The following is a 17,828-nucleotide window of genomic DNA, read 5'->3' on the forward strand; positions in this document are numbered from 1 at the left end:
GCTCTTTTTGGGATCGGGGCACGGTGTGGTGAAAGGAGGACCGCAAGATGGTCGACAAAAAGCAAGTCATTGGAGGCCCACTTGAAATTGGCGGGCGGATCCTATCGCTGTCACGTGCCATTCGGGCGGGCGATTTTGTCTTTCTGACCGGGCAAATTCCGATGCGTGATCGGGTGCCCATGACAGACGGCAGTGTACAGGATCAAACCCGTGCTGTGCTGGATGACATCACCGCAACACTGGCCGAGGCAGGCTGCACCCGTGATGATGTGGTCAAGGCGATGGTCTGGCTGCGCGACCGCGCCGATTTTCCAGGTTTCAACGAAGTCTACGGTGAGTACTTTCCAGTTGAGCCGCCAACACGCTCCGCCGTTGTAAGCGACCTGCTGGTCGATGCACGGGTCGAAGTAGAGGTCATGGCCTACAAGCCATTGGGACATGACACGTGATGAAGGTCGCACCAGACGGCACGCACTACGAACTATCGGGTCCGGTAGACGCGCCAGTTGTCGTATTAATCCACGGTCTGGGTTTGAACCAAGAATGCTGGCAATGGACAACACCTGCCCTCACGGACAGCCACCGCGTATTGACCTATGATCTTTATGGCCACGGCCGCTCCGCTGCGCCGCCTGAAACGCCAAGCCTGTCGTTGTTTTCAAATCAATTGACCCGTTTGCTGGAGCACTGCAACATCGATCGCGCTGTAATCGGTGGCTTTTCTTTGGGCGGTATGATCGCGCGCCGCTTTGCGCAAGATACACCCGACAGGGCGCAGGTTTTGATCATTCTTCATTCGCCGCACAAACGCAGTGGTGCCGCGCAGGATGCCATCCTGAAACGGGTGGATCAGGCCCGCGAAATGGGGCCAAGCTCCACCGTCGAAGCTGCGCTTGAGAGGTGGTTTACCGAACCTTTCCGCGCCGCTAATCCTGCGATGATGGAGACTGTGCGCGGCTGGGTAACTGCCAATTCAAAGCCGATCTACCACACGATTTACCGTGTTCTGGCAACCGGCATTGACGAGATTGTGGCCCCTGACCCTGCGATCTCTTGCCCCGCTCTGGTCATTACAGGCGACGAAGACTATGGGAATGGCCCTGAAATGACCCACGCTATCGCTGCTGAAATTCAGGGTGCCAAAGCGGTCATTTTGAAAGGTCTGCGCCACATGGCTTTGGCCGAAAATCCTGATGCGGTGAACACGCCGATACGCGCGTTTCTTGAAACGTTGAACGGTGCACCGTGAGCACCCAAATCCTCAAAGGTTTGCGCGTGCTGGACCTCAGCCGCATGTTGTCCGGCCCCTATTGCACAATGCATCTGGCCGACCACGGCGCAGAAGTGATCAAGATCGAGGGCGGCAGCGGGGATACCAGCCGCGGCAATGGCCCCTTCCGCGAGGACGACCCTAACCACGACTGGGCGGGATATTTTGTCAGCCTCAACCGTGGCAAAATGAGTGTCCAACTTGATCTGAAATCCGAGGACGGCAAAGCCAGCTTTCGAAAACTCGCGGCAACCGCTGATGTAATTGTTGAAAACTTCCGACCCGGTGTGATGGACCGTCTGGGCCTTTCATACGAGACACTCTCGGCGGATAATCCCAAACTGGTTTATGCCGCGATCCGTGGCTTTGGCGATCCACGCTCAGGGGCCAGCCCTTACAGCGATTGGCCGTCTTACGATGTCGTGGCCCAAGCAATGGGCGGGTTGATGGCAATGACTGGCCCTGATGACACCACACCAACTAAAACCGGCCCCGGCGTTGGCGATATTTTCGCAGGCATGATGATGGCGTTTGGCATCATGGCCGCCCTGCGCGAGGCCGAGGCGACAGGCAAGGGTCAATTCGTCGATGTCGCCATGTATGACGCGATGATCTCGCTCTGTGAACGCATGGTCTACTTGCATGACATAACAGGTGTTGTGCCCGGACCCGAAGGCAACGGCCATCCATTCCTCGCGCCCTTCGGACTGTTCCCTTCCAAGGACGGTCACATCGCACTTGGCATTGTCGATGATGCGTTTTGGCAGCGCTTGGCGGTACTTATGGACCAGCCTGACTTGGGCGGGGATCCGCGCTTTGCCACCCGCGCCGCGCGGTCTGCACATGCTGATGAGCTAACCGCTTTGGTGGCCCGTTGGAGTAGTATTCATAGCAAGGCCGAGCTCACAAACCTGTTGGGCGGCGAAGTGCCTTTTGGGCCGATGAACACGATCGCTGACATTGCACGTGATCCACATGTTGCGGCACGTGGCATGCTGGCCAAGGTCGCCGCTGCGGGCCAAGACCCGTGGACCATCGCCGCCAATCCTTTGCGTTTCGGGGCGCATGGTCACGGCCCGCTGTCCGCCCCTCCGGCACTTGGTGCGGATGACAGCTTATTGGACACCCTTGCGGCGCCCAAAGACATGGATCCAGACGCCAAACGCGCATTGCGAAACGCCTTTGGTAGCTTTGCCACAGGAGTTACCGTTGTCACGACGCGCCAGCCGGACGGCACACCGCGCGGGTTCACGGCCAATTCGTTCACCTCGGTTTCGCTTGATCCGCCGCTTTTGTTGGTCTGTATCGCCAAAGCGGCGCTGTCTTGCGATACTTTTGCGCAGGCTGATCACTTTGCGGTCAACATTCTGGCGGATGACCAAAAGGAGGTTTCGGGACTGTTTGCATCACAATCAGTCGATAAGTTTGATCTCGCAGAGTGGCATACCGACGCGCAAGATATCCCCTTGATCGATGGAACATTGGCAAGCTTCAGCTGCGTGCGACATCGATTGGTGGATGCCGGCGACCATCTGATCCTTATCGGCAAAGTGCTGGAATTTGAGACATCCGAGGGCACGCCCCTGGGATACTATAAAGGTGGCTATTTCGAGATCGGGCTGGACGATGCATTGGCCGATGCCGCCGCATCAGCGGGTAGTGTTTTATTGAGCGCCGTTTTAGCGCGCAATGACCAGTTGCTGCTGTGCCAAAATACCACTGGTCAAACATCCCTGCCCGCTGCGCCGCCAAAGACAAAGTCTGTTGAGGGGCTGTCCCAACATTTGAGTGACCTTGGTCTAAAGTCCGAGCTTGACCATCTTTACGCCGTTTACCAGAGTTCAAAGGACGAGATCCAACGCATCATTTATCACGGGATCGTTGCAGGGGACGCGCCTGCGGGCATGCGATATTTTGATCTGACCGCTCTGCCTCTTGAACAGGTAAGTGACGACGCGGAGCGCTCTTTGCTGCGCCGATACGTTCAAGAAAATCAATACGGTGCCTTTGGCATCTATCACGGAACCGAGGTTGAAGGTGTGGTCCATGCCGTCACTGGACGCCGCAACTATCATATCTGACAGGAGAACACATATGCTGCCCGAACTGCGAAAAATAGTCACTTTCGACGAAGACATCCATACCGAAGGTGGCCGCGCCTCAGACCCTGTTTTGCGCATGATCGGGGTGGCCGCTGTGGTAACTAACCCATGGGCGGGTCGCGGATTTGTCGAAGATTTATCCCCCGAGATCACCCGCATGGCACCGGTTTTGGGATCGCTGCTGACAGATCGCCTGATCGCACTTGCCGGATCAGGTGACGCAATCGAAGCCTATGGCAAGGCCTGCATCGCGGGAACCAGCTGCGAGGTAGAACACGCTTCAGCCCTAATCCACACTTTGCAGTTCGGCAATTTCTATCGCGAGGCTGTGGGCGCAAAGAGCTATCTTGGATTTACCAACACCCGAGGGCCAGCAAACACCCAGATCCAGATCCCCTTGATGGATAAACACGATACCGGTCGCCGGTCCCACTATCTGACGGTGCAGTTCTCAATCTACGACGCTCCTGCTGTTGACGAATTGGTTGTCGCATTGGGTGCCGCCACGCGCGGGCGTCCGCATCACCGGATCGGGGATCGGTATTCTGATCTGGCTGCGATGGGCCGCGAGGTCGAGAACCCTGCAGGTGTGTAGGACCTAGGTTTGGGGCCGCATGCGCTGATGGACTGTTCTAAGCTGGCCATTAAGGCGGTTAACATATGCGCCATTATCAGATTCGAGATCGCAAATGCCGCGGTACCAATGGGAGACAATTGTGCGTTTAAAAGTCCCCTAACCTGCCGCTCACGGCCCTTGCAGACCTTGGCCATGTGATCTCGATGCTGCGATCGCAGCCCGCATAGCCGACATTCGCTGCAAGAGCGAAGTTTGAGAACTACTGAACTTACAGTTCGCGGACAAAGCCGCCTTATGCAGATGCAGCTAGTGCTAACGCGGCATTTGCTTGCATTTGCAGTACTCATATCGTTGGGGCGCGGCGGATGTCGTCAGACCGGATGAGGTGGGTGGCTCCTGCTCCACCGGCATCGAATGTGCCAAAGTGCAGTTATCATCAACTGCTAGGACAGGAGCCACCCAATGACAGTTAAGACAGTCGGCCTAGATTTGGCCAAGGATGTTTTTCAAGTTCACGGTATTTCAGAAAGTGGGCGCGTGATCTTCAACAAGGCAATCAAGCGTGCGAAGCTTTTGGCGTTCTTTGAGACGCTGCCACCTTGTACGGTCGGAATGGAGGCCTGTGGATCAGCCCATCACTGGGGTCGCACGTTGCGCAAGTTTGGTCATGACGTCAGGCTAATGCCAGCAAACTATGTGAAGCCTTATGTCAAACGTGGAAAGACAGATGCAGTAGACGCGGAGGCTATTTGCGAAGCTGTCAGGCGCCCGACCATGCGTTTCGTTGAGATCAAAACTGAGGATCAGCAGGCTGTTTTATCGATCCATCGTACCCGCGACTTGGCTGTCCGGCAGCGCACCCAGTTGGCAAATATGATCCGTAGTCTCTTACGCGAGTTCGGACACATTCTGCCCATTGGGATCGAAGCAGTTACGGCTTTTGCAAAGCGCCACTTGGACGGTGATCATCCTGACATGCCGGAGATCGCGAACGGGATGCTGGGCATACAGTGCTACCAATTCATCGGCCTGAACGAACGTATCTCTGGCTATTCAAAGATGATCGAACAGCATGCCCTGCTAAATGCTGATGCGCGCAGATTGATGCGCATGCCAGGAATTGGGCCAATAACGGCATCGGCCATTGTCGCGACGATCGGGGACGCAAAACAATTCCGCACCGGGCGCGATCTAGCGGCTTGGCTGGGGCTGACTCCGCTCAACAAATCCAGTGGCGGCAAAGAGCGATTGGGCAAGATCACAAAGGCTGGCGACCGCTACATTCGCAAGCTGCTGGTCGTGGGCATGACGTCTCGCGCCGTGATGGCGAAACGTTCGCCAGAGAAGGTTGATCTGTGGACAGCCAAGATCATTGCCGACAAACCATTCCGGCTGGCAACAGTCGCGATGGCAAACAAGGCAGCGCGTTCCATCTGGGCGATGCTCACCAAGAAACAGGAATATCGGCAGCCAGCGTTCTAACCGCGCTGACTGTCTACGAGATGCAAGACGTTGAAGTGATGATGCGGAATTAAGTCAACCAAGAGCAAGGACACTCCGGGAATGGCTGCGGCCCTCTTCAGAGGCCGATAACCCGATTGGAACCTCGCTCGCGGAATTCATCAGGGCCAGTGGAGGCAATGCCAAAACACAAACAGGCCGGACAGACGACAGTACTGACGAAAATGAACGCAAACATCGACAGAAAACGCTTGCAATGCAGGAGCCACCCACAGAGGTCATTCGCGAGGTTTGTTTTTCTGCAAAGTGATCCGACGACTGCTTTCGTAGTGCCATACCTGGTCCGACAGGGATTAAACTCTCGGAGTTTTCTCAGCCATGGCATTCATTCAGGTTTCAAAAGTCCTGCGCCCTTATCCAGTCTCTGAAGAGTTCTGCGGCTGCCGAAATGTTCCCCTTTGTTGGCAGCGAGATACAGTAAGCGAAGTTTGTCAGCGCAAGATCCGAGATCCAGACGAGATGACCGCTTTCGATCTCTGGCTCTGCAAACGCATCCTGCATCCCCAATCCATTTCCAGCAATGACCGCCTGAAGGCGGCTGTTGGCGTCCGGCAGCGAAAGTGCGTTCTTTCTCGGCGCGAATGTCAGTCCCGCGATGTCATGCCAGTCGCGCCAGGCTGCCATGCCGGATGCATCCGGCAAGAGGGGGATTTCCCGAACGGCATTTTCAAGGCCAAGTGCTTCGACGCGGGCTGCGGTTTCCGGGCTGGCCAAAGGCCTGGTGTTGGATTTGAACAGCACTTCAACGTCCATGTCCTCGGCCGAAGGATCGCACCAGAAGATCGACAGATCGAGAGCGCGGTTCTGCAGATCGGCCCTGGTATTGATCGGTTCGACCTTGAGCGAAATGTCGGGATTGGCGCGGGTGAAGTCGGACAGCCTCGGGCCGAGCCACCGCGCGATGAACCAGCTGTGGGCGCCCACGCACAGTGGTTCTTCAACGGTTGATCTTATCTCGTCCATCACGGTCTCGATATGGCTCAGGTGCCGTGCCGCTGCGTCTTTCAGGCGTGTGCCTTCCGCCGTCAGGCGGATATGAGTGTGGCGGCGCTCGAACAGGCGCACGCCCAATTCGTCCTCCAGCTTTGCGATCTGGTAGCTCACCGCGCCCTTGGACATGTTCAAGGCATCCCCTGCCGCCGTGAAGCTCATTCGCTCGGCAACGGTGCGAAATATGTTGAGGCTGTCAAAGGATCGAAATCGCATGATTCTGTTTAATTGAGCTGAACACAGAGATCAAGAAATTGGGTTTGCCGCTGACCGGTTTGGACATCTACTCTCACTGCAGGGAGAGACATCATGACACCACGCGATCCGATTTCGCATTTGCCGACCCACCAAGTCATCAACATGCCGCCCCACATGGGCGATCAGGACCTGTGGGGGAATGATCGTGCGCTGAGACACTGGGCATCTCACATGGGCGGGGCCGGTCATGCCGGGCATTTTGCCCATGTCGGACATCTCACCGGGCTGGATGAGACCTTTGAGAAAGCGAACCAAGCCAACCGACATGGGCCGGAATTGCGCGCCTTTGATCGCTATGGCATGCGGATCAACGCGGTAGAGTTTCATCCCGCTTATCATGACCTGATGCATCTCGCGATTTCCAATAAGGTGCATAATTTCGCCTGGCATAACGAGGACAATGCAGGACATGTAGGCCAGTCTGTTCTAACCTATATGTTCAGCCAGCCCGAGGGCGGCGTGATGTGTCCGATGGCGATGACCTATTCCGTTGTGCCGTCGCTTCGCATGGCACCGTATTTGGCGGAGGAATGGATGCCGCGCCTTCTGTCAACGCAATATGACAGGCGCGACATTCCGGCGGCTGAAAAGACCGGCGCCATGATCGGCATGTTCATGACCGAGAAACAGGGCGGGTCGGATGTGCGCGCCAATTCGACAGTGGCCCGACCGATCGGTGACGGCTACCTGCTGACCGGGCACAAATTCTTCTGCTCGGCCCCGATGTGTGATGCATTTCTGGTACTGGCCAATACCGAAGTTATGGGAATTTCCTGCTTCCTCGTGCCCCGATGGCGACCCGATGGCACGCGCAACACTCTGTTTATCCAGCGGATGAAAGACAAACTGGGCAATCACTCCAACGCGTCGACCGAAATGGAGTTTCAGGACACATACGGTGTGATGGTCGGCGAGGAAGGCCGTGGCATCCGCACGATCATTGAGATGGTCACTGGCAACCGGCTGTATTGTGCCATGTCCTCGGCCGGAATCATGCGGCAGGCTTTGGTGCAGGCGTTGCATCATACATCGCACCGCTCGGCCTTTCAGAAACGCCTGATCCAACAGCCGCTGATGCAGAATGTTCTGGCCGACATGGCGGTTGAGGTCGAGGCCGCGCTGGCGCTCGGGCTGCGCGTGGCGCAGGCGATGGACCGCATGGATGACCCGGCCGAGGCGGCGCTGGCCCGCATTGGCACGGCAGTCGCGAAATACTGGAACACCAAACGCTGCCCGAGCCTGGTGGTCGAGGCGCTCGAATGCCATGGCGGCCCGGGCTATGTCGAAGAGAGCATCATGCCCCGGCTTTACCGCGAAGCGCCGCTCAACTCGATCTGGGAAGGGTCGGGCAATGTGATGGGGCTCGACGTGCTGCGGGCCATGGGGCGCGAGGCCGAGGCGATCCCCGCCGTGATGGCGGAACTGGAGAAGGCGCGCGGAAACCATCCCAATCTTGACCGGGCAATCGACGATCTGCGCGATGAACTGGCCGACCCGGAGGGGCTGGAAGCCCGAATGCGCATGGTGACCGAGATGATGGCCCTGACCTTGCAAGCGGCGCTGCTGACCCGCCACGGCGACAGCCCCGTTGCCGATGCCTTCTGCGCCAGCCGCCTTGCCCCACGCTATCGCGGGGCGTTCGGGACCCTGCCCAAGGGGCTCGACCTTGACGCCATCATCAGCCGCGCCCTGCCGGGCTGATCCACTCACCCAAGACCGAAAGGAGCCATGGATATGGCCGGAATGGTATTGCCCATGATCTCTAGCTGTGCTCGTTCGCCATGGTTCAAGGCGACGCGCGAGATCACCACCGCTTATGGTGACCACGAAGGGCGTCTGACGCCCGTCACCTTTGAACGGCCAATCGTCGATGAATACCGGGTTTTGCGCACCAAGGCGGGCATTTTCGATGTGCCGGAGGTCCCGCTGGAAATCCGGGGGCCGGATGCGGCGGCGTTCTTTGACCATGTGTTCACGCGGCCTGTCAGCACCATGGCCGTAGACCGGGGGCGGTACGGCTTGATGTGTCATCATGGCGGCGGCATTGCATGCGATGGCGTGGTGTTCCGGCTGGCGGACGACAGGTTCTGGTATGTCCATGCGGACCGCGACGTGTTCACATGGCTTCAGGCCCTGCGCCCCGGCCATGACGTTGAAATTCGCGATCCGGGTGCCTGGGCGATCCAGATACAAGGGCCGACCAGCCTTGAGATACTGGATGCCTGCGTCGATGGCGGGGCCCCGGACGGGTTCAAATATTACCACGCGCGTCAGGTCACCATGGGCGGTCAGCCCGTCCTGATCAGCCGGACGGGATGGACCGCCGAACTGGGCTTCGAAGTCTACAACATGGATCCGCATGTCGACGGCATGGCGCTTTGGTCTCACCTGATGGCGGCAGGCGCACCACATGGGATGGAGATCCTGTCGACCTATGCCATGAACCCGCGCCGGATCGAGGCGGGGATCATGAATTACGGCACCGACATGGGGTGGGACACAACGCCGTTCGATCTGGGGCTGGGCGGGTTTGTCGACTTCGATCATGACTTCGTCGGGCGGGACGCCTTGCTAAGCGCTGACCGAAAGCATCGGTTCTCTGGCTTCATGACCGAGGCGAGAGACATCAAATGGGGATCGCCTGTCCTGACGGATGGCCAGGTGGTCGGCCGTGTGAAAGCCTTCGAGCCATCGCCAACCCTGGGCATGGGGATCGGCTATGTCCTCTTCGACACGCCCGAGGCCATGGCGGCCAATGCGTATACCGTGAAGGGCCGAGACGGGACTGAACATCCGCTGACCCTGCATGCACTGCCGTTCTTTGACCCTGACAAACGCATCCCCCGGGGCCTTGAGATCATGGAGTTCAAGGGATGAAAGACACTGCCTCCAGCGCTCGCCGCGAAAACCTGAAACGGCTCCTGAAACCGCGCCACATCGCTTTTGTCGGTGGCAAGGCGGTCGAGGACTGTATCAACGCCACCCGAAAATCCGGCTTTGCCGGGGACATCTGGGTGGTGCATCCGAAATACGAGGAACTGGCAGGCATCCCATGCGTGCCCACCCTTGCCGACCTGCCCGAACCGCCGGATGCCACCCTGATTGCCGTATCGCGTGAGCGCACCATTGACGTAGTGGCAGAACTTAACGCAATGGGTGCGGGCGGGGCGGTGTCCATTGTCGGCGAGTTTGCCGAAACGGGAGAGGACGGGGCCGCGTTACAGGCTCGGCTGATTGAAGCGGCCGGAGATCTTGCACTTGTCGGCCCGAATTGCCTTGGGCTAATGAACATGTTCGATCGCGCAGCGGTCTGGGGCGGCGATAACGTGTTCGAACCGGTCAGTGGTGACGGTGTCGCTCTGATCAGCCAGTCGGGCTATGTCGCCTATTCGATCACCAATGTCGAAGAGGCTTTGCCGCTGGGCTACGTCATCAGCATGGGCAATCAGGCGGTGCTGAACGTCGCCGATTTCATCGAAGCCCTGCTGGATGATCCGCGGGTCCGCGCCATCGGCCTCTATCTAGAAGGGATCGTCGATGTCGCCGCGCTGAGCCGTGCGGCCCTGCGCGCGACCCTAAAGGGCGTTCCGATCGTGGCTTTGAAGGCTGGCGGCACGCAGGAAAGCTCCGAACTGACCCGCAGCCATTCGGGCACCCTCGCGGTTGCAAACGAGCTGTGGAGCGCGCTGTTTCGCCGCCTCGGCATCGTCGAGGCCGGGTCGCCCAAGGGCTTGGTCGAGACGCTGAAGCTTCTCGGCTCGCCCAAGCTGCCAAAAGGCAACCGCGTGGTTGCTGCCGCAAATTCCGGCGGCTATGCCGCGATGATCGGCGAAAAGGGCCGCGCCGCAGGTCTGGAGTTTCCCGCGCCAAGCGATGCAGCACAGCAAGCCTTGCGCGAGGATGTGCCCGATCTGGTGTCGCTCCTGAACCCGCTTGACTGGAACCTGCCTTGGGCCAGCATGGCGCGGTCCGAGACCTCGGATGTTGGCCTTGGGCATCTGATGACCGATGAGGTCGACCTCTTGGTCTATTTCATCGACTGGCCCCGTCAGAAGGATGTCGCGCAAGTGTGGTGGCCAACACTCGAAGGCCTGATCCGCCTGAATACGCGGATGGCCCAACCGGTCTTGGTCGCCAGCGTCTTCCCCGATGGGTTGTCCCCGGATTTGCGCCGTCAACTGACCGAGGCGGGCCTGATCTGCCTTCAGGGTCTAGACGACGCATTGGCGGCGATCGCAGCGGCAGGCAAATACCACAGCTTGCGCCGCGCGGTTCTGGCGGACCCTGAAAACCGGGAATTGTCTGCTCCCCCACCCGAGCCCAGGTCGGTCATCCAACTTGATGAGGCAGAGGGCAAGGCAGCATTGGCAAGTTGCGGGCTGACGATCCCAAAGGGTGTGACGGGGTCGAGTGAGGATGTGATTGCTCAGGCCGAAACACTTGGCTTTCCTCTCGCGGTCAAGCTTCTCAGCGCCGATCTGGCCCACAAGAACCACGCAGGCGCGGTGCATCTGAACGTGGGCAGCAAACCCGCGCTGAAAGACGCGATTGAGGCAATCAGGATGTCTGTCAGAGCCTACGATCCGGCCCTGTCAACCGAGTGTTTTCTGATTGAACGCATGGTGGCGTCCCCCCGTGCCGAATTCATCGTCGGCATCAGCTACAAGCCGGGATTAGGGCATGCTTTGGTCATTGGTCGCGGCGGGACGGCGGTTGAAGAGCTGAAGGATTATGCCACGTTGCTGCTCCCGGCGGGTCACACGCAAATCGAGGACGCGCTTGCCAGCCTGAAGATCAGCGGCAAGCTAAGGCTGTCCGATACCGAGCGAACCGCGCTTGTGACGCAGATCCAGGCTGTCGCTGCATTTGCGGAACAGCACAGAAGCAGTTTGGTGGAGCTCGACGTGAATCCGATCATCCTTGACTCAGACGGGCGCGCCACTGCTGTAGACGCGTTGCTCCGACTCAGACGGGAGTAATCGGTCAACCTCTAACCTGTTCTTTCAGCCAGCTCAGCATCGAGCACGCACCGGGTGACAGTACTCTGCCAGGAAACACGACGTGGTAACCCGCGCCCTCCAGCTGGGTGTCGGTAAGCGGCACCAACGTTCCGGCTTCCACCTCTGGCGCGACCAGATCATCCCATAGGGCGATGCCCTGGCCATCCACTACCGCCTGAACGCGGCTGTTGGAGTCCGGGATCGTCAAGCTGGACCGGCTGGGCGCGTAAGGCAGCCCTGCTGCTGCGTGCCAGGCCCTCCACCCCGCATCGCCGGAGCTATCGCCCAAAAGTGGAAGCTGCCTGACCGCCTCGGCCAGACCAAGCTGCCTTACCTGCTCAGCAACTGCACGGCTGGCGGTTGGCACAGCAGGCAGGGACAGAAGAAGTTCGCTCTTGTGACCCACCCAGCCGTCAATTCCCCAGAGGATTGCCATGTCGACTTTGACCGATCTCATCATGTCGACGGAATTGATCGGTTCGATCCGCAGGCTGATACCGGGATTGGCCTCAAAAAAGCGGGTGAGCCTTGGCGACAGCCAGCGTGAAGAGAAGTAGGTCAGCGCGCCAACGGTCACGGCACCCGAGGCCGTGCCGCGCAGGTCTTCGATTTCACGGTCGATCTGGCTTAGGGCCGTTTGGGACACATGCCACAATCTGCGCCCTTCTTCTGTTAGCTCCAGTTTTGCGTGCGCGCGCTCGAACAGTCTAAGCCCAAGCTCGGCTTCGAGCTTGCCCACCTGGTAACTGATCGAGCCTTTCGATTGATGCATCTCGTCCGCCGCCTTGGTCATCGACAGAGTGCGGGCAACGGCATCAAAGGTCTTGAGGGCATCATAAGAACGAAAGCGCATGAATATTGTCTAATTTTTTTGAACGACTTGTGCAAATCATTAGATTTGCGCTGAGCGCAGTTGGTCCAATATCATTAACTCAATGCGTGGCACCCATCTGTCCTTGTCGAAGATCACCCGCAGGCGTCTAACAACTCTGAACGGTGAACAATATGACAACTGACCTTTCCCACTTCCGCTTCGTCGCCAAAGCTCTCCCCAATCAGGGCGCGCGACCGCGCGAATTGGCCCGCACCATGCCGGCCCATCCGCTGAGCTACATGGAACTGCCATATGATCCCGAATACACGCTGTATAACTTGCGCCTGACGCCAGAAAAGCTGGACACGGCCACGGATGACGAGATGTATTGGGCCGTGCGCACCAATGTCATTTTCCGCCACACCGGCGAATTGCCAATCGAGATTAGCGGGCCGGATTCTGAGGCCCTGCTGAACAAGGTGTTCACCCGGAGTGTCAGCAAGGTGAAGCCGGGGCGCTGTTCCTATCAGTTTGCCTGCTATCACGATGGCGGCATGATCACCGACGGGGTGCTGTTGCGGTTGTCGCAGGACAGGTTCTGGATGGCGCAGGCCGACGGCGACCTATTCAGCTGGTACAAGGCCCACGCCGAAGGGCTAGACGTGAAAATCCACGACCCCAATGTCTGGGTCAGTCAAATTCAGGGTCCACGGTCACTCGAATTGCTGGCCGCTGTGCTGGACGGCCCCATGCCCGATCCTTTCCGCTATTTCGACTGCGCCGAGGTTTCCATCGCGGGGCAGACCTGCTGGATCAGCCGCTCGGGCTTTACCAATGAGCTTGGCTGGGAGGTCTATATGCTGCCCGACACCGACATCCCGGCCATCGGCGACAGGATCATGGAGGTTGGTGCTGCATTCGATATCCTGCTGACCGGAACGCCAGTGTTCCGAGCGCGGCGGATCGAGGCTGGGTTGCTCAATGCCGGGTCGGATTTCGGAGCGGAGACGACGCCGTTCGACGCAGGGCTTGGCGGTTTTGTCGAGTTCGACGACCGTGACTTTGTTGGCCGCAAGGCGCTGGAGGCCGCCGATAAATCCTGCCGCACCTGGGGCATGCGGGTAACCGGCGGCGTGGCTCAGCTTGGACGCGTAATGACCATTGATGGCAGACCAGTCGGCCGGGTCTGCTCGTCGGGCTATTCGCCCTATCAGGGCTGCGGTGTCTGCATCGTGCGCATGGATGACCCTGCTCAGGGTCCGGGCACGCAGGTCAAGGTGCTTTGCGCTGATGGGTCCACCCAGAGCGGTGAGCTCTGCACCCTGCCGATGTATGACGCAAACCGCCTGATCCCACGCGGCAAGCTTGTCGACATCCCCACAAGCCCAATAGCGGCGGAATAACCATGTATGACCTGACGCTCAGCGTTTCGCACGTCCCGGCCCAATCCGATTTGGATACGCGCGAAATCACCATCGGCGCATTGCTGCGCGAGGTTGCTGTGGCGCGCCCGGATACCGAGGCCCTGGTCGAAGTCCGGCAGGACGGATCGACCGGGCGGCGCTGGACCTATGCGGGACTGCTGGCCGACGCCGAGCGGCTGGCCATGGCGCTCTCCACCCGTTTCGACCCTGGTGAGCGCATTGTCGTCTGGTCGCCCAACAGCCCAGATTGGGTGCTGATGGAATATGCTTGCGCGTTGTCCGGGCTGGTTCTGGTGACGGCAAACCCGGCCTTTCAGGCACGCGAACTGGCCTATGTGCTGGAACAATCCGGCGCGGTCGCCTTGTTCCTCGTCGAGGAGTTCCGCGGCAACCCGATGGGCCGGATCGGGGCTGAGGTCGCGGCGAGCATCCCATCGGTGCGCGAAGTTACAGACATGGAAAGCGCCGTGCTTTACGCGGAAGGGTCGCGCCCGCCTGCTTTGCCCGACGTCGCCCCGGGCGACGCCGCGATGATCCAATACACGTCCGGCACCACCGGCTTTCCCAAAGGGGCGGTGCTAAGCCATCGCGGGCTGGTCAACAATGCGCGCTTCTACGCTTCCCGCTGCGGCGCAACCAAGGCGACCACCTGGGTCAACATCATGCCGATGTTTCACACCTCGGGCTGCGGCATGGTCACGCTTGGCTGCCTTCAGGCGGGCTGCCGGATGGTGCTGATCAGCCTTTTTGACCCGGACATCGTGCTGGATCAGTTGGAAGCAAGCGGCGCGGACATCATCCTTGGGGTGCCAACCATGGTGGTGGCGCTGCTCGACGCGCAGGAAAAGCGCCCGCGCGACCTGTCAGCTCTGAAACTGATCAGCTGTGGCGGTTCGATGGTTGCCCCCGAATTGGTGCGCCGGGTGCAGAACCTGATGGGGGCCGGGTTTTCGACGCTCTATGGCCAGACTGAGCATTGTCCGGTGATCACGCAACACCACTTGTCGGACAGTATCGACGACATCTGCAACACGGCTGGCCAGCCGGTGGCTCAGACCGAGGTCTCGATCCGCAGCGTCAATGACAACCTCGCCGTTGCCATTGGTGAGGTCGGAGAGATTTGCGCGCGCGGCCCCTGTGTCATGCTGGAATACAACGACAACCCCAAGGCAACGTCCGAGACTGTCGACGCGATGGGTTGGCTGCACACCGGCGATCTGGGCCGGATGGATACGCGCGGCTACGTCACAGTAACGGGACGCGTCAAGGAAATGATCATACGGGGTGGCGAGAACCATTTTCCCGCCGAGATCGAGAACTGCCTGTTGGAGCACGCGGGCGTCGCCGAGGTCGCCGTAGTCGGCCTGCCGGACCCGAAATGGGGCGAGGTCATCGGCGCGTTCATCCGTGGCACGGGACCGCTCGACAAGGCCGCGTTGCACGCTCATTGCCGCGCAAACATGTCTCCTCAGAAAACCCCGAATGTCTGGGTGCAGGTCGAGAGTTTCCCCTGACCGGCTCGGGAAAGATCCAGAAATTCGTTCTCCGCGACCGTTTCGTCGCCGGGGAATTCAATGAACTCTGACTGACAGGAACCGCCATGCAGGACGCAACCAGACACTATATCAACGGCCAATGGGTCGCCTCGATCGACGGGCGCGAAATTGCGGTTGAGAACCCGTCCACGGAAGAGAAGATCGCCACGATCACTTTAGGTGGCGTCGCTGATGCTGACGCGGCCGTCGCCGCGGCCAAGAGTGCATTCCCGGCCTGGGCGGCAACAGACCCTTTGGGCCGGATCGCCGCCCTGGAACGGTTGATGGAGGTCTACAAATCGCGGGCCGAAGACATGGCACAGGCCATTAGCGTTGAGATGGGCGCACCTATTGCGCTTGCAAGAACTGCACAGGTTGGTGCCGGGGCCGGGCATCTCAAGAACACCATTCGGGCGGCCAAGGCTTTTGACTTTGAACGTCCTTTGGGAGACCACGCGCCCAGCGACATGATCCTTTACGAGCCGGTCGGTGTCTGCGCCCTGATCACCCCGTGGAACTGGCCGATGAACCAGGTGATGCTGAAGGTCGCCCCGGCGCTGGCGGCAGGCTGCACGGTGGTGCTGAAACCATCGGAACTGTCGCCGCTCAGCGCCATTCTGCTGACCGAGATGATTGATGAGGCAGGTTTCTCGCCCGGTGTGTTCAATCTTGTGAACGGAGATGGCACTGGCGTTGGCGCGTATCTCACCGCGCACCCGGATGTGGATATGGTCAGCTTCACCGGGTCCACCCCTGCAGGTGTCGCGATCAGCAAGGCCGCTGCGGATACCGTCAAGCGCGTCAGTCTGGAACTGGGCGGCAAGGGGGCTAACATCATCTTCGCCGATGCCGATGAAAAGGCCGTTACGCGCGGTGTGCGTCATTGCTTCAACAACTCGGTCCAGTCCTGCAACGCGCCGACCCGCATGCTGGTGGAACGCGCGATCTACGACCAGTCTGTTGAAACCGCCCGTAAGGTGGCCGAGAAAACAGAGGTCGGACCGGCGGAGATCGAAAGCCGCCAGATCGGGCCGGTTGTGTCTGAAACGCAATTCAACAAAATCCAATACTTGATCAAGTGCGGCTTTGATGAGCACGCCACACTGGTCGCGGGTGGCCTTGGTCGCCCCGACGGGTTGAACCGGGGTCACTTCGTGCGCCCCACGATCTTCGCCGACGTCACGCCGGATATGACCATCTGGAAAGAAGAAATCTTCGGGCCGGTCCTGTGCATCACGCCCTTTGATTCCGAGGCTGAAGCAATCGCACTGGCTAACGATACGCCCTATGGCCTGACCAACTACGTCCAGACGGCGGACAAGACACGTGCCCGCCGAGTGGCGCGTCAACTTCGCTCGGGTATGGTCGAAATGAACGGTAAGTTCGGCGGTGCGGGCTCGCCCTTTGGCGGCATGAAGCAGTCGGGCAATGGCCGTGAAGGTGGTGTCTGGGGTCTTGAGGAGTTTCTTGAAGTTAAGGCCGTCAGCGATTGGGAGTGAGCATGTCCAAGGTTCTGTACGAGAAAGATGGCCGTATCGGGCGGATCACCCTGAACCGACCCGAGGTAATGAATGCCATCGACGATGATCTGCCGTCCGAATTGGCGGCGGCAGTGGCAGAGGCCGACCATGACCGCGACATCCACGTGATGGTCCTATCCGGCGCAGGAAAGGCATTTTGCGCAGGCTACGATCTGGCCCACTACGCGGCGGGCAACGGCCCCAACAAGGTGGTGCAGGACATGCCCTGGGACCCAATGCAAGACTTCCAGTTCATGTGGGCTAACACTCAGGCCTTCATGTCGCTGTTCCGGGCGATGAAGCCGGTGATCTGCAAGGTACATGGGCACGCCGTGGCGGGGGCTCGGACATCGCGCTTTGTGCAGACCTCACGATCATGGCGGACACCGCACAGATCGGCTACATGCCCACGCGTGTCTGGGGATGCCCGACCACAGCGATGTGGGTGCACAGGCTGGGGCCGGAAAAGGCCAAGCGCATGATGTTTACGGGTGACAAGATAACCGGCGTCGAAGCCGCCGAGATGGGGCTGGTGCTGAAATCCGTGCCTGACGATCAGCTCGATGCCGAGGTCGAAGCGCTGGCCGCCCGGATGGCATCCGTGCCGATCAACCAATTGGCCATGCAGAAAATGGTGATCAACGCTGCAGTCGAGGAAAAGATCAACCAGACGCAGCGCCTTGCCACCGTGTTCGACGGCATCACCCGCCATTCACCCGAAGGCATGAACTTCAAAGCCCGCGTGGAGCAAGTTGGCTGGAAACAAGCGGTGCAGGAACGGGACGCCGGAACATTCGACTGGACCCGCAACAAACCC

Annotated in this window: 13 protein-coding genes and 1 pseudogene; 12 read left to right on the forward strand and 2 right to left on the reverse strand. The window is 59.3% G+C overall.

Features of this window, described 5'->3' with window-relative positions; all coding sequences use genetic code 11:
* Positions 1–47 precede the first annotated feature (47 nt).
* The 5 genes from ACMZ66_RS13815 to ACMZ66_RS13835 all read left to right on the forward strand — a co-directional run bounded on the left by ACMZ66_RS13815 (position 48) and on the right by ACMZ66_RS13835 (position 5,431).
* Positions 48–449: a RidA family protein gene (locus ACMZ66_RS13815; RefSeq protein WP_416937857.1), complete on the forward strand. Its 402-nt coding sequence runs from the start codon at positions 48–50 to the stop codon at positions 447–449.
* Positions 449–1,249 carry an alpha/beta fold hydrolase gene (locus ACMZ66_RS13820; protein WP_416937859.1) on the forward strand — a complete coding sequence of 267 codons (801 nt, stop codon included), beginning with the start codon at positions 449–451 and terminating at the stop codon, positions 1,247–1,249. Before ACMZ66_RS13815 ends, ACMZ66_RS13820 begins: the two co-directional genes overlap by 1 nt.
* Positions 1,246–3,351, forward strand: coding sequence for a CoA transferase (locus tag ACMZ66_RS13825; RefSeq protein WP_416937861.1), 2,106 nt, complete (start codon positions 1,246–1,248; stop codon positions 3,349–3,351). Before ACMZ66_RS13820 ends, ACMZ66_RS13825 begins: the two co-directional genes overlap by 4 nt.
* Positions 3,352–3,364: 13 nt before the next feature.
* The gene (locus ACMZ66_RS13830) at positions 3,365–3,967 is read left to right on the forward strand and encodes an amino acid synthesis family protein (protein ID WP_416937862.1); all 603 of its coding nucleotides are present in this window, start codon (positions 3,365–3,367) and stop codon (positions 3,965–3,967) included.
* 444 nt (positions 3,968–4,411) lie between these two features.
* On the forward strand, positions 4,412–5,431 hold the full coding sequence (locus tag ACMZ66_RS13835) for an IS110 family transposase (RefSeq protein ID WP_375573243.1): 1,020 nt from the start codon (positions 4,412–4,414) through the stop codon (positions 5,429–5,431).
* Positions 5,432–5,806: 375 nt separating this feature from the next.
* Here the strand turns inward: ACMZ66_RS13835 and ACMZ66_RS13840 are convergent, their stop codons facing one another.
* Complete coding sequence (locus tag ACMZ66_RS13840; protein WP_068359294.1) at positions 5,807–6,676, reverse strand: LysR family transcriptional regulator; 870 nt, start codon at positions 6,674–6,676, stop codon at positions 5,807–5,809.
* 93 nt (positions 6,677–6,769) lie between these two features.
* Here ACMZ66_RS13840 and ACMZ66_RS13845 point away from each other — a divergent pair, with 93 nt between their 5' ends.
* The 3 genes from ACMZ66_RS13845 to ACMZ66_RS13855 are packed head-to-tail and all read left to right on the forward strand — an operon-like array spanning position 6,770 to position 11,697.
* Complete coding sequence (locus ACMZ66_RS13845; RefSeq protein WP_068359296.1) at positions 6,770–8,419, forward strand: acyl-CoA dehydrogenase family protein; 1,650 nt, start codon at positions 6,770–6,772, stop codon at positions 8,417–8,419.
* Positions 8,420–8,452: 33 nt separating this feature from the next.
* The gene (locus tag ACMZ66_RS13850) at positions 8,453–9,595 is read left to right on the forward strand and encodes an aminomethyltransferase family protein (protein WP_416937866.1); all 1,143 of its coding nucleotides are present in this window, start codon (positions 8,453–8,455) and stop codon (positions 9,593–9,595) included.
* Positions 9,592–11,697, forward strand: coding sequence for an acetate--CoA ligase family protein (locus ACMZ66_RS13855; protein ID WP_416937867.1), 2,106 nt, complete (start codon positions 9,592–9,594; stop codon positions 11,695–11,697). Before ACMZ66_RS13850 ends, ACMZ66_RS13855 begins: the two co-directional genes overlap by 4 nt.
* 4 nt (positions 11,698–11,701) lie before the next feature.
* Here the strand turns inward: ACMZ66_RS13855 and ACMZ66_RS13860 are convergent, their stop codons facing one another.
* Positions 11,702–12,571, reverse strand: a complete 870-nt coding sequence (locus tag ACMZ66_RS13860; RefSeq protein WP_416937869.1) for a LysR substrate-binding domain-containing protein — start codon at positions 12,569–12,571, stop codon at positions 11,702–11,704.
* 152 nt (positions 12,572–12,723) lie between these two features.
* Here ACMZ66_RS13860 and ACMZ66_RS13865 point away from each other — a divergent pair, with 152 nt between their 5' ends.
* The 4 genes and pseudogenes from ACMZ66_RS13865 to ACMZ66_RS13880 form a co-directional block, all read left to right on the forward strand.
* On the forward strand, positions 12,724–13,935 hold the full coding sequence (locus tag ACMZ66_RS13865) for an aminomethyltransferase family protein (protein WP_416937871.1): 1,212 nt from the start codon (positions 12,724–12,726) through the stop codon (positions 13,933–13,935).
* Between the two features lie 2 nt (positions 13,936–13,937).
* Positions 13,938–15,470 (forward strand): class I adenylate-forming enzyme family protein, encoded by a 1,533-nt coding sequence (locus tag ACMZ66_RS13870; protein ID WP_416937873.1) that lies wholly within the window; start codon positions 13,938–13,940, stop codon positions 15,468–15,470.
* Positions 15,471–15,556: 86 nt separating this feature from the next.
* Complete coding sequence (locus tag ACMZ66_RS13875) at positions 15,557–16,990, forward strand: aldehyde dehydrogenase family protein (protein ID WP_416937875.1); 1,434 nt, start codon at positions 15,557–15,559, stop codon at positions 16,988–16,990.
* A 2-nt stretch (positions 16,991–16,992) separates the two neighbouring features.
* Positions 16,993–17,828, forward strand: a pseudogene (locus ACMZ66_RS13880) (crotonase/enoyl-CoA hydratase family protein); the annotation flags it as partial.

It is taken from the genome of Thalassospira sp. (assembly GCF_048059015.1).
Classification (GTDB): Bacteria; Pseudomonadota; Alphaproteobacteria; order Rhodospirillales; family Thalassospiraceae; genus Thalassospira.

Bases quoted from the DNA above. Each gene is read 5' to 3' on its own strand.
- ACMZ66_RS13815 (WP_416937857.1), top strand. From the start codon at position 48: ATGGTCGACAAAAAGCAAGTCATTGGAGGCCCACTTGAAATTGGCGGG.
- ACMZ66_RS13820 (WP_416937859.1), top strand. From the start codon at position 449: ATGAAGGTCGCACCAGACGGCACGCACTACGAACTATCGGGTCCGGTA.
- ACMZ66_RS13830 (WP_416937862.1), top strand. From the start codon at position 3,365: ATGCTGCCCGAACTGCGAAAAATAGTCACTTTCGACGAAGACATCCAT.
- ACMZ66_RS13835 (WP_375573243.1), top strand. From the start codon at position 4,412: ATGACAGTTAAGACAGTCGGCCTAGATTTGGCCAAGGATGTTTTTCAA.
- ACMZ66_RS13840 (WP_068359294.1), bottom strand. From the start codon at position 6,676: ATGCGATTTCGATCCTTTGACAGCCTCAACATATTTCGCACCGTTGCC.
- ACMZ66_RS13845 (WP_068359296.1), top strand. From the start codon at position 6,770: ATGACACCACGCGATCCGATTTCGCATTTGCCGACCCACCAAGTCATC.
- ACMZ66_RS13850 (WP_416937866.1), top strand. From the start codon at position 8,453: ATGGCCGGAATGGTATTGCCCATGATCTCTAGCTGTGCTCGTTCGCCA.
- ACMZ66_RS13855 (WP_416937867.1), top strand. From the start codon at position 9,592: ATGAAAGACACTGCCTCCAGCGCTCGCCGCGAAAACCTGAAACGGCTC.
- ACMZ66_RS13860 (WP_416937869.1), bottom strand. From the start codon at position 12,571: ATGCGCTTTCGTTCTTATGATGCCCTCAAGACCTTTGATGCCGTTGCC.
- ACMZ66_RS13865 (WP_416937871.1), top strand. From the start codon at position 12,724: ATGACAACTGACCTTTCCCACTTCCGCTTCGTCGCCAAAGCTCTCCCC.
- ACMZ66_RS13870 (WP_416937873.1), top strand. From the start codon at position 13,938: ATGTATGACCTGACGCTCAGCGTTTCGCACGTCCCGGCCCAATCCGAT.
- ACMZ66_RS13875 (WP_416937875.1), top strand. From the start codon at position 15,557: ATGCAGGACGCAACCAGACACTATATCAACGGCCAATGGGTCGCCTCG.